Here is a 16788-nt window from a genome sequence, read left to right as displayed (position 1 = left end):
ACCTAGGTTTATCAGGGCGCGGCCCGGTGTTCCGGACGTCGCGTACAGGGAACAGTAAGGCCAATGACTTCGAAGAAGACGGGTTACATCCTGGGCGCCGTGGCTGGTGCGGGCGTGATGGCGGCGGCGGTGGCCGGCGCGGGCATGCGGTTTCCGGCGGCCCATGCCGACCAGCCGCAACTGATCCGCGCCTCCACGGCGCCGATCTTCGCGCCGCCACCCGGCGCGCCGATGTCCTACGCCGACATCTTCGAGAAGGTTTCGCCCGCGGTTGTGTCCATCGAGGTGGAAAGCCGTGTCGATCCGAACCGCCTGCGCCGGGTGATCCCCGGCCTGCCCTTCCTCGTGCCGCCCGACCAGGGCGGCGGCGATGGCGAGGACGAAGGGGCGCCCGAAGGTGGCGGCCGCACCGAGCGTGGCCAACCGCGCATGCCGCCCGCCCGCTCGTCGGGCTCCGGCTTCTTCATCTCCCCGGACGGCTACATCGTCACCAACAACCACGTCGTCGAGAACGCCCAGTCGATCAAGGTCGTGCTCAAGGACGAGCGCGAGCTGCAGGCCACGGTCGTGGGTCGCGACGAGGCGACCGACCTGGCGGTGCTCAAGGTCGAGGGCCGCAACTTCCCGTTCGTGAACTTCGAGAACCAGGCCAAGCCGCGGGTCGGCGACTGGGTGATCGCGGTCGGCAACCCCTTCGGCCTGGGCGGCACCGCCACGGCCGGCATCGTCTCGGCGTACGGCCGCGACATCGGCGACACCTTCATCGACTTCATCCAGATCGACGCGCCCATCAACCGGGGCAACTCGGGCGGTCCGACCTTCGACATCTACGGGCGGGTCATCGGGGTGAACACGGCGATCTACTCGCCCTCGGGCGGCTCGGTCGGTATTGGCTTCGCCATCCCCGCGGAGGTGGCCGAGAACGTCACCAAGCAGTTGATCGCCGGCCGCCGCATCGAGCGCGGCTACATCGGCGCCACCATCCAGAACGTCCAGCCCGAGGTGGCCGAGGCGCTGGGCATGGGCGAGCAGCGCGGCGCCATCGTCTCCGACCTGGTGGCCGGCGGACCTTCCGCGCGGGCCGGCCTGATGTCCGGCGACGTGATCACCTCGGTGAACGGCAAGAACATCAAGACCAACACCGACCTCACCCGCGAGGTGGCCAAGGCCCGTCCCGGCGACGTGCTGCGGCTCGAGATCCTGCGCGAAGGCCGCCGGCGGACCATCGAAATCCGCTCGGGCGTCCGTCCGGCGGAAAGCGAGCTGGCGGTTAACGACAACACCCCCGGCGCCCGTCCGCGGCCGACCCCGGCGGTGCCCGAGGCGGCCCGCACCACGGTGCTCGGCCTCACGCTCGCGCCGCTCGACGCGGCGACCCGCACCCAGCTCAACGTGCCCGCGGAGGTGCGCGGGGTGCTGGTGACCGGCGTCGACCAGTCCTCGGCGGCGGGCGAGACCGGCCTGCGGCGCGGGGACGTGATCGCTCAGGTGAACGGCCGGGCCGTGACGAGCGGCCAGGAAGTCTCCGCCGCCGTGGCCGCGGCCAAGGCCGCCAAGCGCGAGAACGTCGCCATCGGCGTGGTCCGCAACGGCCGCACCGTGTTCCTGGCCTTGAAGGTTTCAGGCTAAGCTTGGCTCTGCGGGGGGCGGAATCATGCGGATCCTGATCGTCGAGGACGACCTCGAGGCGGCCGAAGCCATGGAGCGCGGCCTCACCGAGGCCGGCAACCAGTGCACGCGTGCGGCCGACGGGGAGGAGGGCCTCTCCGCCGCCCGCGACGGCGAGTTCGACGTGATGATCGTCGACCGCATGATGCCGCGCATGGACGGCGTCACCCTCGTGGAGACGCTCCGGCGCGAGGGCGACCAGACCCCGGTGCTGTTCCTCTCCGCCCTGGGCGAGGTCGGAGACCGGGTAAAGGGCCTGCAGGCCGGGGGCGACGACTACCTGGTCAAGCCCTACGCCTTCGCCGAGCTGATCGCTCGGGTCGAGGCCCTGGCGCGCCGGCGCGAGACCGGCTCGGTGCAGACCCTGCTCAGGGTCGGCGAGCTGGAGATGGACCTAATCGGCCGCACCGTGCACCGCCAGGGCAAGGAGATCGACCTGCAGCCGCGGGAGTTCCAGCTCCTGGAGTTCATGATGCGCCACGCCGGCCAGTCGGTGACGCGCACCATGCTGCTGGAGAAGGTCTGGGAGTACCACTTCGACCCCCAGACCAACGTCATCGACGTGCACATCTCCCGCCTGCGCTCGAAGATCGACAAGGGCTTCGACCGGCCGATGCTGCAGACCGTCCGCGGGGCGGGCTACCGCCTGGACGCCTAGGACCGCGCGATGCGCCTGCCGCGCATCTTCCGCACCACGCCGTTCCGGCTGACGCTGCTGTTCCTGGCGCTGTTCGCCAGCGCCGCGTCGGCCTTCCTCGCCTACATCTATGTCGCAACCGCGGGCGAAACGACGCGCCGGACCGACCGCGAGATCACCCGCGAGATGCGTTCCCTGGAGGCGGCCTACGAGCGCGCCGGTATGGTGGCGGTGAACCAGTCCCTGATTGAGCGCGCTGCCTCGGAGCGGCCCTACCTCTACCTCCTGATGGACAGGAGCGGCCACAAGATCTCCGGCTCCATCGACGAGACCCCCGTCGACGACTTCAACGGCGAACCAACCTGGACCAGCTTCACCGTCGACGACCCGGAGACCGGCCGCAAGCATCCCGCCCGCGGCCTGCAGCAGAAGCTCGGCGGCGGCGAGATCCTCTTCGTTGGCGCCGACACCGGCGAGGACGAGGCCTACATCCTGGAGATCATCAACGCGCTCTGGGGCGCGGGCGCCCTGGTGGTGATCCTGGGCCTGGCGGGCGGCGTGCTGGTGAGCCGCAACGTCAGCCGCTCCATGGCTAGCCTCACCGAGGTGGTGGAGGCGGTGCGCAACGGCGACCTGGCGGCCCGCGCCCATGTCCGTGGCACCCGCGACGAGTTCGACGAGCTCGCCATCGGCATCAACGAGATGCTCGACCGCCTGGAGCGCTCCATGGCAGGCCACAAGCACGCCGGTGACGCCATCGCCCACGACCTGCGCTCGCCGCTGACGCGCCTGCGGGCGCGGCTGGAGGCGGCCTTCATCGACGTGGAGGCCGGAAAGGGCGACGCCACGGAGGCGCTGGCCCAGGCGCTCACCGACACCGACGGGGTGCTCAAGACCTTCGGCGCGGTGCTCTCCATCGCCCGCCTGCAGGCCGCCGGGACGGCGCCGGACCCGATCCTTTTCGATCCCGCCGAGCTCGCCGCCGACATCGCCGAGCTCTACGAGCCGCTCTGCGAGGACAAGGGCATCGAGTTCGCCGCGGAGTTCACCAAGGACCTGTCGATCCGCGGCAACCGCGAGTTCCTGGCCCAAGCGCTCGCCAACATCCTCGACAACGCGGTGAAGTACACGCCGGCCGGCGGCGCGATCATGCTGCGCGTCCGGCGCCGCTCGTCGGGCGAGGTGGAGTTCTCCGTCACAGACACCGGGCCCGGCGTGCCCGACGAGGACCGCGAGCGTGTCGTCCAGCGCTTCGTGCGCCTGGAGAACAGCCGCAACGAACCGGGCGCCGGCCTTGGCCTGTCGCTCGTGGCGGCGGTCGCAGAGGCGCACGGCGGCCGTCTCGAACTCGACGAGGGCCCGGGCAAGGTAGGCGACATGGGCCCGGGTCTGCGGGTGGCCTTGGTCCTGCCGCGGCCTTAGCTTCTGAAGCCGCGGCGCGGGCGGTTGAAGAGCACCGCGTCCAGGCTGAACCGGCCGGCGCCGCGCGCGGCGAGATAGAGCCCGATCAGGACCAGGCACATCGCCGGGAATGACGCCCGCAGGCCCGCGTGATGATCGACCATTGCGATCGCGATGATGAAGTTCACCGCGCACAGCAGCCCCGCCCACCGGGTCAGCGCCCCCAGGATGAAGGCCACGCCGATGCCGAACTGCACCAAGACGTCGAAGGGGGCCATCAGGTCGGGGTAGGGGAAGCCGAACTGCTTGAGGAACGCCGCGAACCTCGCCATGTGCTCGGCGCTTGTGATGTTGTCCCAGACGCCCCAAACCAGGAAGGCGCCCACGCCAACGCGCAGCAGGAGCAGGGCGGCGTCGGAAAGCGCCGTCAGCGGCTCAAGGGAAAGAAGTCGTGCCGATGGCCTCATCCGCGCCCCCACGTCTGAAGCGCGACTGTGGGCGCCTTCACGCCGGGGCCGCCAGTTAAATGGCGGTAATCGCGGCTGAGCTTCGTCCGTGCGGCCCCGTGATCGACGCCAAAGCCACCGAGCGGGCGCGCGAGATCATTTCTGATGTGGTCTGGACCGAGGCCATGGAGCAGGCCTGGCCCGCCGTGAAGCCGGTGTTCGCCGCTTCGCCCTATCTGGCGAGCCTAGGCCGGCGCGACCCGCAGATGCTGGCCCGCGTACTGGCGGCTGATCCGGCGGAGCGGCTGGAGGCGGTGCTGGCGCAGACCGCAGCGGCGGCAGGCCTAGACGGCGACGCCGCCGTCGTGGCGCTGCGCAAGCTGAAGGCGGAGCTGCACCTTCTGACGGCGCTCGCCGACCTCGGCGGCGTCTGGGACCTGGACCAGGTGACCGGCGCGCTGACCCGTTTCGCCGACGCCGCCGTCGCCGCGGCGCTCTGCGTCGCCGCCCGCGCCGAACTTGCGGCGGGACGGCTGACCCGGCTGGGCGAAGGCGATGAAGGGCCTGTCCCGGGCTGGTTCTGCATCGCCATGGGCAAGCAGGGCGCCTTCGAGCTGAACTATTCCTCCGACATCGACGTCTCAGTCTTCTTCGAACCCGAAAAGCTGCCGCTGGCCGAGGGAGTCGAGCCCCAGGCCTTCGCCGTACGCCTGACGCACCGCCTCTCCGAGCTGATGCAGGCCAAGACGGGCGACGGCTACGTGTTCCGCATGGACCTGCGGCTGCGGCCCGACCCGTCGTCCACCCAGCCGGCGGTGCCGGTGCCCGCGGCGCTCGACTACTACGAGAGCGTCGGCCAGAACTGGGAGCGGGCCGCGTTTATCAAGGCCCGGCCGTGTGCAGGCGATCTCGTCGCCGCCAGGGCGTTCCTGGGCGAGCTCACGGCTTTCGTCTGGCGCAAGAACCTCGACTTCGCCGCCATCGCCGACATCCACTCGATCAAGCGCCAGATCCATGCCCACAAGGTGGACGAGCGCGTCTCGGCCAAGGGCGTGGACCTGAAGCTCGGGCGCGGCGGGATCCGCGAGATCGAGTTCTACGTGCAGACCCAGCAGCTGATCCTCGGCGGGCGCAATCCCGCGCTGCGGTCCAACCGGACGCTGGAGGCGCTGCAGGCGCTCACGGAGGCGGGTCACGTGGAGCCGGAGACCTGCGCCGAGCTCACGGATGCCTACCGGCAGCTGCGCGCGATCGAGCACCGCATTCAGATGCTGGAGGACGAGCAGACCCACCGCCTGCCGGAGTCCGACGCTGACCGGAAGCGGGTCGCCGCGCTCGCCGGCTACGACCAGCTGCGGAGCTTCGACGCGGCCATCACCCGCACGCTGAAGACGGTGAACGGCCGCTACGCCGAGCTCTTCCCGGAGGAGGAGCCGCTGTCGTCGAAGTTCGGCAGCCTGGTGTTCACCGGCGTCGACGACGACCCGGAGACGCTGGCCACCCTGTCGCGCATGGGCTTCTCCAGTCCCGCCCGGGTCTCGCAGACGATCCGCAGCTGGCACCACGGCCACATCCCGGCGACGCATACCGAACGGGGGCGCGAGCTGTTCACCCGGCTGGCCCCGCGCCTCCTGGACGCCGCCCAGGCCTCCGGCGCCCCGGACCCTGCGTTCAACCGCTTCTCCGACTTCTTCTCTCGCCTGTCCTCGGGCGTGCAGCTGCAGTCGCTGTTCCTGGCGCAGCCCAAGCTTTTCGAGCTGGTGGTGCAGGTGATGGCGTTTGCCCCTCGGCTGGCGTCCACCCTGGCGCGCCGGCCGGCCGCTATCGACGCCATGCTCGACACCGGTTTCTTCGAGCCCATCGACATCGCCGAGGACCGCGAGGTGATGGCCCGCGCCGTGGCGCGCGTCGAAGGCTTCGAAGCGGCCATGGACGTCGTGCGCCGAGTGCACCGCGAACAGGCCTTCCGCGTCGGCGTGCAGGTGATGAGCGGGACCGCCTCCGCCGAAGTGGCTGGCAAGGCGTTCGCCGACCTGGCGGACGTCTGCATCGAGGTGCTGGCGCCGGCGGCCCTGGCCGAGACGGTGCGCCTCGGCGGGACGTTTGAGGGCGAGGTGGCCGTTGTCGCGCTGGGCAAGTGCGGATCCCGCGAGATGAGCGCGGGCTCCGACCTAGACCTGATGACCCTCTACCGCGGCGCCAGCCCGGCGGAGGCCTCCAGCGGCAAGGGCTGGGACGCCTCCACCTTCTACGGCCGGTTCACCCAGCGGCTGATCGCGGCGCTGTCCAGCCAGACGGCCGAGGGCGGCCTCTACGAGGTGGACATGCAGTTACGCCCGTCGGGCACCAAGGGCCCGGTCGCAGTGAGCTGCAACGCCTTCGACGCCTACTATCAAGGCGAGGCGGAGACCTGGGAGCTGCTGGCGCTCACCCGCGCCCGGGTGGTGTGGGCCACGTCGGACGACTTCGCGCAGCAGGCGGCGGAGGCCATCGAGATCGCTCTGCGCCGGCCCCGGGACCGCGCCCGGACTGCCGCCGATGTGCGCGAGATGCGCGAGCTGATGGAGCGCGAGCGCCCGCCCAAGGGGGCGTGGGACCTGAAGCTCAGCCCCGGCGGCCTGGTCGACATCGAGTTCGCCGCCCAGTTCCTGCAGCTGGCGCACGCCGCCGAAGGCGGGCCGCTGAATCCGAACACGGCGGAGGCGCTCGCCTCTTTCCGCGAAACCGGGCTTGCGCCCGCAGAGCCCCTTACCGAGCTCGAGAAGGCCTGGCGGCTGCAGCAGGATCTCACTCAACTGCTGAAGGTGGCGCTAGAGGATGCCGCCGATCCGGCGCAGGAGCCGAAGGCCTTCCGCGCCCTGCTGGCGAGGGCCGGCAAGGCGCGCGACTTCAAGGGCCTTCGCGGCAAGGTCGAGGCCGCACGTGTGGCTGCCCGCAACGCCTATGACGTGATCGTGCCGCGCTAACGGCCAGGCCGCGGCTAGGCGGTCTCGAATTGCTTGGCGGCCTGCCGGACCGGCAGGGTGAAGCTGGCGGTGGTGCCCTTGCCGGGGGCGCTGGTCAGTTCCAGCAGGCCGTCGTGCATCTCCACGAGGGACTTGGTGAGCGCCAGCCCCAGGCCCGTGCCCTGCTGGGTCTTGGAATGCTGGCTCTCGATCTGCTCGAAGGGCCGCGCGAGACGGGCGAGGTCCTCAGGTGCGATGCCGATGCCGGTGTCGCGGACGGAGACCTTCACCCGCTCCCCAGGACGCAGCTCCCGCGGGTCGGCGAGGATCGTCACGGTCCCGCCGCGCGGCGTGAACTTGATGGCGTTGGAAAGCAGGTTGAGCAAAACCTGCTTGACCGCACGGTAGTCGGCCTCGACCTCCGGCAGGTCGTCCAGTTCGAGGTTGAGGTTCAGGCCCGCCGCCTCGGCCCGGTTGCGGACCAGCCGGGCGGCGTCCTCCGCCACTTCGACGATCGACATCGGCTCGAACCGCAGCGAGAACTTGCCCGCCTCGATCTTGGCCATGTCGAGGATATCGTTGATCAGCGCCAGAAGGTGCTGGCCTGAGCTGAGGATGTCGCCGGCGTAGTCGCGGTAGCGGCGGTCGCCGAGCGGCCCGTACATCTCCGCGACCATGATCTCGGAGAAGCCGTTGATGGCGTTCAGCGGCGTGCGCAGCTCGTGGCTCATGTTAGCCAGGAACTCGCTCTTGGCCTGGTTGGCGCTCTCGGCGCGGACCTTCTCGGCCTCGTACTTGCGGGCAAGCTCCGAGAGCTGCTCCTGGCTGCGCTCCAGGTTGGCCACGGCCTTGCGCAGCTCCTCCTCGTTGAGCCTTCGGGCCTCCTCCTGGGCCTTGATGGCGGTGATGTCGGCGGCGGTGACGACGAGGCCACCCTCGGCCGTCGAGCGCTCCGAGATCTGCACCCAGCGGCCGTCGACCAGCTCCACCTCGCGCACGCCGCGGCGGCCGCCCGGCTCGTGGACCTCCTGGCGCACCGCCAGCTGGGCGAAGCGGTCCACCTGCTCGCGGGTCGCGCCGTGCTTCAGGAGCTGCGGATCGAGCCGGTAGAAGCTGCGGAAATTCTTGTTGCACATCAGCAGGCGCCCGGCCTTGTCCCAGAGGACGAAAGCCTCGGACACGCTCTCGATCGCGTCGCGCAGCCGGGTCTCGGCGGTCTGGGCCCGGGCCTGCGCCATCCGCTCCTCGGTGACGTCGAGCGCGACCCCGATGATCCGCGCGTAGCCCCCCTCGGAGGCGAGACCGAAGCCCTGGCCACGCATGTCGATCCAGACCGGCCGGCCGCCGGTGAGGCTGGGCACCCGGAACGAGACGTCGAAGCCGCCGTAAACGGCCGCATTGCCGAGCGCATCGCGCAGCCCGTCGCGATGGCCGCTCCAGACGCGGTCCATGACCTGCTGGCCCTCGACCACGCCGCCGCGCCAGCCGAAGAGGGCCCCAGTGACGTCCGACATGAAGAACTTGTCGGTGGTGAGGTCCCACTCCCAGATGCCGCAGCGCGCGGCCTCCACGGCCAGGCGGAAGCGCTGCTCGGAGTCGGTGTAGGCCGCGTGGGCCCGCTCGATCCGCCGTGACTCGATCAGCAGCAGCAGGCCGAGCGCGAAGGCGACCGCCAGCGGCACGGTGAGCCAGGCGAGCTGTTCGCCGGCCCCTTGCGGGCCCTGCTGCAGGCGCATCACGGCGAAGGCGGTGTAGACGGCCAGCAGGAGCAGGGCGGCCAGGATGACGATGCGGGCAAAGCGCGTCGTCGGCGGCTCCGGCGCGTCTAGGCGCGCGCGGTCGAGCCGTCTGACATCAGCCGTCTCGCCCCTCCCCAACGTCCGATGTTCCTCGTTCTGGCCCGCCCAAGGAAAGGCAGAGTCTGAAGTGCTTCGGCGAATCCGTCACCGCCGAAGGGGAAGCTTTGGCGTGGCAATTTGATTCAGTCGGCGTCGTCCTCAACGAGCGCGCGGGTGGCGAGCTCGTAGACGTTCTTCGACAGGCCCTTTGTCTCCGCGATCCGGGCGAGCTCGGCCTTCATGAGCTGGCCCAGCTCGGGCGTGTAGCGCCGCCAGCCGCCGAGCGGATCGACGAGCCTGGCCGCCGTCATCGGGTTGTAGCCGTCCACCGCCAGGATTTGGTCGGCGAGGAAGCGGTAGCCGGCGCCGCTCGGGTCGTGGAAGCGCACGGGATTGAAGTTGGCGAAGGTGGAGACCAGGGCCCGCAGCCGGTTCGGGTTCTTGGCGTCGAAAGCGGGGTGGGCGGTCAAGCCCATGACGCGCCCCAGCGCCCCCTCGTCGGGATCGCGCGCCTGCACGGCGAACCACTTGTCGATGACCAGGGGCTCGGACTTCCAGCGCGCATAGAAGTCGGCAAGCGCATCCTCGAACGGCTTCCCGCCGATCAGCATCAGGGCCGAGAGGCCGCCGATCTGGTCGGTCATGTTCACGGAGGCGCGGTAGTGGCCTTCGGCGATCTCCACGGTGTCAGAGCGAGGGTTCGCGGCCAGCAGGTCTAGGGCTGCGTTGCGCAGGGCGCGGCGGCCGGCGCCGGCGGCGTCGGGGGAGAACTCGCCGAGGTCCTGCAGGCCGGTATGCAGCCGGCGCAGCTCGCCGTTCAGGTGCAGGGCGAGACGCATGCGCAGGGCTTCCCGCGCCTCGTGGATCGCAGCCGGATCGGCGGGCTGCACCGCCAACGCCAGGTCCTGTTCGGACGGCAGCGCCAGCAAGAGCGCCTTGAAGGCCGGATCGGAAGCCTGGTCGCTCAGGGCGCGGCCTACGGCGTCGGCGTAGCGCTCCTCGCCGACCTCATTGGGCCGGCCGGCGGCGCGGCCCAGGATCAGCTCGCGCGCCAGCTCCTGGCCGGCTTCCCAGCGGTTGAACAGGTCGGGGTCGGCGGCGAGCTGGACGTAGCGGTCGGCGGGCCGCGAGTCGGTGGTCAGCACGACCGGGGCCGAGAAGCGCCGCAGCGCCGAGATCACCGGCGGACGCTCGACACCGGTGAGGGTCACGCTGGCCGTCTCGCTGTCGAGCACGATCACCGTCTCGTCCACCGCCTGGCCGTCGCGTTCGAAGGCCAGCGTGCGGCCTTCGTGGTCCAGCAGGCCGAGCCTGACCGGGATTGGCAGCGGCCGCTTGGTGGGCTGGCCCGGCGTAGGCGGCGTCGCCTGCTTCAGGTCGACGGTGAGGGTCTGGGCGTCCTCGTCATAGCGGTGGGTCAGGGTCAGGCGGGGGGTGCCCGCCTGCTCGTACCAGGCGAAGAACTGCGACAGGTCGCGGCCCGAAGCCTCGGCGAAGCACTCGATGAAGGCCTCCACCGTCGTCGCGTGGCCGTCCCATCGATCGAAGTAGAGGTCCATGCCGGCGCGGAACGCCTCGTCCCCGATGAGGGTCTTAAGCATCCGGATGACCTCGGCGCCCTTCTCGTAGATGGTCGCCGTGTAGAAGTTGTCGATCTTCATGTAGCTCGACGGCCGGACGGGGTGGGCCAGCGGGCCCTGGTCCTCGGCGAACTGGCGCGCGCGCAGCGCCTTCACGTCCTTGATGCGTTGCACAGCGTGGCCGCGCATGTCGGCCGAGAAGCTCTGGTCGCGGAAGACCGTCAGGCCCTCCTTCAGGCACAGCTGGAACCAGTCGCGGCAGGTGATCCGGTCGCCGGTCCAGTTGTGGAAATACTCGTGGGCCACGACGCTCTCGATGCGCTCGTAATCCATGTCCGTCGCGGTCTTCTCGTCGGCCAGCAGGAGCGAGGAGTTGAAGATGTTCAGCCCCTTGTTCTCCATGGCCCCGAAGTTGAAATCGCGGACCGCCACGATCATGAAGAGGTCGAGGTCGTACTCGCGCCCGAAGGCCTCCTCGTCCCACTTCATCGAGCGCTTCAGGGCGTCCATGGCGTAGGCGGCGCGCGGCGCCATCCCGGGATCGACGTAGATGCGCAGGTCGACGGTGCGCCCGCTCATGGTGACGAGCTTGTCCTCCAGGACGTCCAGTTCGCCGGCGACTAGCGCGAACAGGTAGCAGGGCTTCAGGAAGGGGTCGTTCCAGATCGCGTAATGGCGCCCGCCGGGCAGCTCGCCCTGCTCCATCAGGTTGCCGTTGGAGAGCAGGTGGCGGAACGCCTTGTCAGCTTCGATCCTCACGGTGAAGCGGGAGAGCACGTCCGGCCGGTCGGGCCAGAAGGTGATCTTGCGGAAGCCCTCGGCCTCGCATTGAGTGCAGAAGCGGCCGCCGGACATGTAGAGGCCTTCGAGGGCCTTGTTGTTCTCCGGGTCGATCTCGACCTCGGTCTCGAGGGTGAACGCCGCCGGCGGGTTGGGGATGGTGAGGTATTCGCCGTCGATCGAGCGCTCCGCCTCGTCGAGCGCGCGGCCGTCGATCGCCACCGTGACCGGCTTCAGCCGCTCGCCGTTGAACCGCAGGGGCTCGGCGTGCTCGCCGTTGCGCCGCACCGCCAGCTTCGCCCTCACCCGGGTGGTGTTCGGCTGCAGGTCGAAGGTGAGCTGGACCTCGTCGACGAGGTAGGCGGGCGGGCGATAGTCGGCGAGGCGAATGGCCTGAGGGGTCTCTGTACGCATGGCGGCCATCTAGTCCTTGCGGGATGGCGGCCACAAGGCGCGGTGGGCGTCAGCCGGACGGTTCTTCCGGGAGCGGCCGGGGACAGCTCCGCTCCTGCCACTGCCCGCCCTTGTCGCGCACGAGCATGTAGCAGGCGATGCCGAGCTTGCGGGCTTCGGCCGATAGCCGTTGGGCCATCTCGATGGCGTGGACCCGGTAGGCATAGGCGCCGACCTCGACGGCGTTCCGGGCCACGACCCACTTGTTGTGCCGCCACGCGACGAGGATCTGCATGACGGTCGGCTGGTCGACGGTCATTTGGCGCCCAACCGGCGGGCAGTGCGCGATGTTCCCCCGAAAAAACGCTGAAGTGTAGGAAACCCGACCGACCGTCGGCGCGGTGTCCGTAGAACGGATGCCGGCTGGGGCGTCGGGAATGCCAGCAATGTCGTATCGCCTGTACACCGTGGACCGGTCCGGGCGGCTGCAGCTCAGCCGCACCTTCGACTGCTCCGATGACGAGGCCGCTGTCGAGCAGGCGCGCGAAGCCGCGGCCGAGGGCGAGGCGGTCGAGCTGTGGGACGGCGGCCGCCTCGTCGGCCGCCTCTCGAAGCTCGGCGTGTTCACCTCGCCCACCGCCTGACGCGAGGTCACGCTTTCCACCGCACGCCCCCGGCGCGTAGGCTTGACGCGCGAAGAAACCGACAACGCCGGAATGGCGGGGGCGTAGATGAATTTCGACTTCTCCGACGACCAGAAGTTCCTGAAGTCCGAGGCGCGCAAGTTCCTGGAGGGGAACGCCTCGTCGGCCCAGGTGCGCAAGGTGCTGGACGACGACGGCAAGGCCTATGACGAGGCCCTCTGGCAGGCGGTGGCTGGCCAGGGCTGGCTGGGCGCGGCGATCCCGGAGGAGCACGGCGGCCTGGGGCTGGGCCACCTGGAGCTCTGCGTCATCGCCGAGGAGCTGGGGCGGGCCGTGGCGCCGATCCCCTTCGCCTCGACCGTCTATTTCCTGGCCGAGGCGATCATGCTGGCCGGCGACGACGCCCAGAAGGCCGACCTGCTGCCGAGGATCGCGGCGGGCGAGGTGATCGGCGCGGTGGCGACGTCGGAAGGCCCGGGTCCCGTGACCCCGGGGACGCTCAATGCGACGGTGTCCGGCGGCAAGCTGTCCGGGACCAAAGTGCCGGTGACCGACGGCGATATCGCCACCCACTGCCTGGTGCTCGCCAAGGAGAACGGCCAGCCGGGGCTGTTCCTCGTGGACCTGAGCGCCGGCGGCGTCAGCCGCGAGATGCTCAGGACGCTCGATTCGACCCGGGACGCGGCGAAGCTGACGTTCGAGGGCGCGGCGGCCCAGCGGATCGGCGGGGCGGGCGAAGGGTTCGCGCTGGTCGAGCAGGTGTTCGACCGTGCCGCGGTGCTGCTGGCCTTCGAACAGTGCGGCGGGGCCGACAAGTGCCTGGAGATGGCCAAGGCCTATGCGCTGGAGCGCTACGCCTTCGGCCGGGTGATCGCCTCCTACCAGGCGATCAAGCACAAGCTGGCGGACATCTACGTGAAGAACGAGCTGGCGCGGTCCAACGCCTACTACGGGGCCTGGGCGCTCAACAGCAATGCGCCGGAGCTGCCGGTGGCGGCGAGCGCGGCCAGGATCGCGGCGTCCGAGGCCTTCTGGTTCGCCTCGAAGGAGAACATCCAGACCCACGGCGGCATCGGCTTCACCTGGGAGTTGGACTGCCACCTCTACTACAAGCGCTCGCGGCAGCTTTCGCTCGTCGCTGGCGCGCCCCGGGTCTGGAAGGAGCGGCTTGTGAGCCAGCTCGAGCGGAGGAACGCGGCCTAATGGACTTCAACGACAGCCCCGAAGAAGCCGCCTACCGCGCCCAGGTCCGGGCCTGGCTGGAGGCGAACGCGCCCAAGAAGGCTGCCTTCGACGACGGCGAGGGCGGCGGCTCGATGAAGGCGTCAAAGGCCTGGCAGGCCAAGAAGGCCGCCGCCGGCTACGCCCAGATCACCTGGCCCAAGGAGTGGGGCGGGCCGGGCGGCACGCCGATCCAGCAGGTCATCTTCAACCAGGAAGAGGCCAAGTACCCGATCCCGCCGAACCCGTTCCAGATCGGCCTGGGCATGTGCGTGCCGACGGTGATGACCTTCGCCGACGACGAGACCAAGAAGCGGTTCGTTGGTCCCGCCCTGCGCGGCGAGGAGATCTGGTGCCAGCTGTTCTCCGAGCCCTCCGGCGGTTCGGACGTGGCGGCGTCCAGGACCCGCGCCATCCGCGAAGGCGACGAGTGGGTGATTAGCGGCCAGAAGGTGTGGACAACGGGGGCGCAGTTCTCCGATTTCGGCATCGTGGTCTGCCGGACCAACCCGGACGTGCCGAAGCACAAGGGCCTGACCATGTTCTGGGTGGACATGAAGGACCCGGGCATCGAGGTGCGGCCTATCCACCAGATGTCGGGCGGGTCCGGGTTCAACGAGGTGTTCTTCACCAATGTGCGAGTGAAGGACAGCCAGCGGCTGGGCGGCGTGGACGACGGCTGGAAGGTCTCCCTCGTCACCCTGATGAACGAGCGGCTGGCGGTAGGCGGGCCTTCCGGTGCGGGCTGGAAGGAGTTCATGGAGGCCGCCCGCAGCATCACCGGTCTCGACGGGGCGCCGGCGATCAAGGACCAGGCGCTGCGCGAGAAGATCGCCGACTGGTACGTGGCGACCGAAGGCCTCAAGCACACCCGCAACCGCACGCTGACAGCGCTCAGCCGCGGGCAGACGCCGGGGCCGGAGAGCTCGATCGGCAAGGTGATCTCGGCCGTGCAGATGCAGGAGTTGGCGAACACCGCGATCGAGATGCTCGATCAGTACGGCATCATCCAGGATGCGGACCTGAGCCCCCTCAAGGGCGCCTTCCAGAGCTCGGTACTGTTCGCGCCGGGGCTCAGGATCGCCGGCGGCACCGACGAGATCCTGAAGAACATCATCGCCGAGCGGGTGCTGGGCCTGCCGGGGGACATCCGGGTGGACAAGGACATCCCGTTCAAGGACATGCCGACCGGCCGCTAGGCGATGTCACACGCCGTGTCAGGCCTATTTGCACGAGTCAGCGCGACAACTCTCGCAACTGACTAAGTACCTGACACATTGAGAAAGACCGTACTGTAGAATACCGCAGCACGGTCTCTTCGCCAAAAAACAGCGTCAGGAATGTCTCAGGCCGTCAGCGCCAGCGGCTGGCGCGCCGGGGCTTCGGCGAGCAGGCGGGTGTAAAGCCTGGTGAGGCTCTCGAAGGCGGGGTCCCAGCCGTGGCGGGTCTCGGCGCGCTTGCGGGCGGCCTGCGCGATCGGCTCCAGGTCGCGGGCGAAGAGGGCCTCGATGGCTTCGGCGAGGTGGGCGGGGTCGGCGCTCTCGGCCCGCTGGCCGACCGTCTCGTCGATCAGCTCGCCGACGCCGCCGGTGCGGCAGCCGACGACGGGCAGACCGGCGGCCATGGCCTCGACCACCACGAGGCCGAAGATCTCGTTCTCGTTGGCGTGCAGGCAAGCGTCGCAGGAGGCGATGAGGGCGGCCAGCTTGACCGGGTCACGCTCGTAGTCGAGGCAGATCACCTGGGGCGAGTAGCGGGCGTCCTTGCCGGCGCCGATCAGCAGCAGGCGGTAGGGCTCGCCCAGGCGCTCCACGGCGTCGATCATGGCGTCGATGTTCTTCTCGCGCGCCGGACGGCCGGCGAAGACCAGCAGGCGGGTCTCGGACGGCAGGCCCAGCTTGCGCAGCAGCTTGGGCCGGTCGGCCCGGGCCGGGTGGAAGAGCTCGGTGTCGACGCCGAGCTGCTGCACGGTGAGCCGCTCCACCCCGGCCTCGATCAGGCGGCCGGCCATGTGGTTGGAGGGCGCCACGACGTGGTCGAAGCGCTGGTAGGCCTGGGCCCAGAAGTTGAAGGTCGGCGCCTCGGCCCATTCGCCGAAGTGCAGGGCGGCAAGCGTCGCGGCGTCGGTGTGGCAGAAGCCCACAACCGGCACGCCCAGGGCCTGCCCGGCTTCGAGGGCGGCGTGGCCGGGCACGAAGACGTCGCCAGCCTCGATGACGTCGGGCTCCAGCATCCGCAGGATGGTCTCCCACTTCGTCAGGCTGGCCGGCATGCGGTAGCCGTTGCCGAAAGGCAGGCGGGTGGCGGCGACCGTGACCAGGCCGTCGGCCTCGGCCTGGGTCTTGGCCCCAGGCACCACCAGGGTGTGGCGCACGTCGGGCCGGCGGCGCTCGAGCCAGGCGCGCTTGGCCATCAGGTAGCGCTTCACCCCGCCGGAGCGCGGCGCGTACATCATGGTGGTGTCGATCAGGTGGAAGCCGGCCGGCTCGCCGCCGAAGGCCAGGGCGTCGGCCGGATCGAGCCGGATGAGGTTCTCGTGCTGAGGCGCCACAGTCTGGTGCATCTCGCGGGCCCTCTGTCTCTCGATCACGCTATTGGAGGCGGCCAGGAACAGCGCGGCCTGCTTCTCCAGGCCACGCTGCTTCAGCGCCCGCAGCTTAGTTGTTGGGCGGGGCGTCGCTGATTTCTTCCAAAGCCTGGCCAGTGGTCTTGTCCTTCCCTTCGCGGGCGATGTCGCCGAGGGCAACGATGCCCACCAGTCGCTGGTCATGGTCGACCACCGGCAGCCTCCGGACCTGGAGCTCGGCCATCCGGTCGGCCGCGGCCCGGATGTCGTCGTCGTCGTAGCAGTAGTGGGCGTCGGGCGTCATCACTTCCGAGATCGGCGTCTCGAAGCTGCGGCCCTCGCTGACGGCGCGCACGACGATGTCGCGGTCCGTCACCATCCCCTGCAGACGCTCGCCGTCGCAGACCGGCATGGCCCCAGCGTCGATCTCCGCCATCTTGCGCGCAACGCTCTGAATGCTGTCCTGCGGACGCGCCACCTGCACGTCGCGGGACATGATCTCGCTGATCCTCATGGGAAGCTCCGTTTCTGTCAGGGTAGGCTGGGCCGGTCTCTCCGGCCCGACCTTCAACCCTGTGGAACGGGCGAGGTTGCACGGCTCCCATGATCGCGGCGACCTCCGCGGCCCCCCGGAAGCGGGGCCTTCACGTTAAGCTTGACCGACACATT

The 16788-nt window shown here is 69.7% G+C and carries 12 protein-coding genes and 1 pseudogene; 7 read left to right on the top strand and 6 right to left on the bottom strand.

Translation table 11 applies throughout. The features are described from left to right. Window positions 1-63: 63 nt before the first annotated feature. Genes VIL76_RS04165 through VIL76_RS04155 form a run of 3 tightly spaced genes read left to right on the top strand, consistent with a single transcriptional unit; the run spans window position 64 to window position 3727 of the window. Complete coding sequence (locus tag VIL76_RS04165) at window positions 64-1629, top strand: Do family serine endopeptidase (RefSeq protein WP_332043735.1); 1566 nt, start codon at window positions 64-66, stop codon at window positions 1627-1629. A 25-nt stretch (window positions 1630-1654) separates the two neighbouring features. After that, window positions 1655-2326 carry a response regulator transcription factor gene (locus VIL76_RS04160; protein ID WP_332043734.1) on the top strand — a complete coding sequence of 224 codons (672 nt, stop codon included), beginning with the start codon at window positions 1655-1657 and terminating at the stop codon, window positions 2324-2326. A gap of 9 nt (window positions 2327-2335) precedes the next feature. Then, window positions 2336-3727: a HAMP domain-containing sensor histidine kinase gene (locus tag VIL76_RS04155; RefSeq protein WP_332043733.1), complete on the top strand. Its 1392-nt coding sequence runs from the start codon at window positions 2336-2338 to the stop codon at window positions 3725-3727. Here the strand turns inward: VIL76_RS04155 and VIL76_RS04150 are convergent. Beyond that, a complete protein-coding gene (locus VIL76_RS04150; RefSeq protein ID WP_332043732.1) occupies window positions 3724-4173 on the bottom strand; it encodes a DoxX family protein in 450 nt (149 codons plus the stop codon). The genes VIL76_RS04155 and VIL76_RS04150 overlap by 4 nt on opposite strands. Window positions 4174-4232: 59 nt before the next feature. On the opposite strand from VIL76_RS04150, the gene VIL76_RS04145 reads away from it, so the two are divergent. Beyond that, on the top strand, window positions 4233-7118 hold the full coding sequence (locus VIL76_RS04145) for a bifunctional [glutamine synthetase] adenylyltransferase/[glutamine synthetase]-adenylyl-L-tyrosine phosphorylase (protein WP_332043731.1): 2886 nt from the start codon (window positions 4233-4235) through the stop codon (window positions 7116-7118). Window positions 7119-7132: 14 nt separating this feature from the next. On the opposite strand, the pseudogene VIL76_RS04140 reads toward VIL76_RS04145, so the two are convergent. The 3 genes and pseudogenes from VIL76_RS04140 to VIL76_RS04130 all read right to left on the bottom strand — a co-directional run. After that, a pseudogene (locus VIL76_RS04140) lies at window positions 7133-8785 on the bottom strand (PAS domain-containing sensor histidine kinase); the annotation flags it as partial. A gap of 293 nt (window positions 8786-9078) precedes the next feature. After that, complete coding sequence (pepN, locus tag VIL76_RS04135) at window positions 9079-11709, bottom strand: aminopeptidase N (RefSeq protein ID WP_332043729.1); 2631 nt, start codon at window positions 11707-11709, stop codon at window positions 9079-9081. Between the two features lie 49 nt (window positions 11710-11758). Next, window positions 11759-12007, bottom strand: a complete 249-nt coding sequence (locus tag VIL76_RS04130) for a hypothetical protein (protein ID WP_332043728.1) — start codon at window positions 12005-12007, stop codon at window positions 11759-11761. Between the two features lie 127 nt (window positions 12008-12134). Between VIL76_RS04130 and VIL76_RS04125 the strand changes: the two genes are divergently transcribed. From VIL76_RS04125 to VIL76_RS04115, 3 genes are all read left to right on the top strand, one after another. After that, complete coding sequence (locus VIL76_RS04125) at window positions 12135-12332, top strand: hypothetical protein (protein ID WP_332043727.1); 198 nt, start codon at window positions 12135-12137, stop codon at window positions 12330-12332. A gap of 87 nt (window positions 12333-12419) precedes the next feature. Next, window positions 12420-13535 carry an acyl-CoA dehydrogenase family protein gene (locus VIL76_RS04120; RefSeq protein WP_332043726.1) on the top strand — a complete coding sequence of 372 codons (1116 nt, stop codon included), beginning with the start codon at window positions 12420-12422 and terminating at the stop codon, window positions 13533-13535. Further along, on the top strand, window positions 13535-14752 hold the full coding sequence (locus tag VIL76_RS04115) for an acyl-CoA dehydrogenase family protein (protein ID WP_332043725.1): 1218 nt from the start codon (window positions 13535-13537) through the stop codon (window positions 14750-14752). Before VIL76_RS04120 ends, VIL76_RS04115 begins: the two co-directional genes overlap by 1 nt. 146 nt (window positions 14753-14898) lie before the next feature. On the opposite strand, the gene VIL76_RS04110 is transcribed toward VIL76_RS04115, so the two are convergent. Both VIL76_RS04110 and VIL76_RS04105 read right to left on the bottom strand, forming a co-directional pair. Further along, complete coding sequence (locus VIL76_RS04110; protein ID WP_332043724.1) at window positions 14899-16116, bottom strand: glycosyltransferase; 1218 nt, start codon at window positions 16114-16116, stop codon at window positions 14899-14901. 94 nt (window positions 16117-16210) lie between these two features. Further along, window positions 16211-16633 carry a CBS domain-containing protein gene (locus VIL76_RS04105; protein ID WP_332043723.1) on the bottom strand — a complete coding sequence of 141 codons (423 nt, stop codon included), beginning with the start codon at window positions 16631-16633 and terminating at the stop codon, window positions 16211-16213. Between the last annotated feature and the right edge of the window lie 155 nt (window positions 16634-16788).

The sequence above is a fragment of the Phenylobacterium sp. genome (genome assembly GCF_036563285.1).
GTDB lineage: Bacteria > Pseudomonadota > Alphaproteobacteria > Caulobacterales > Caulobacteraceae > Phenylobacterium.
This window is presented reverse-complemented; position numbering and strand designations above follow the sequence as displayed.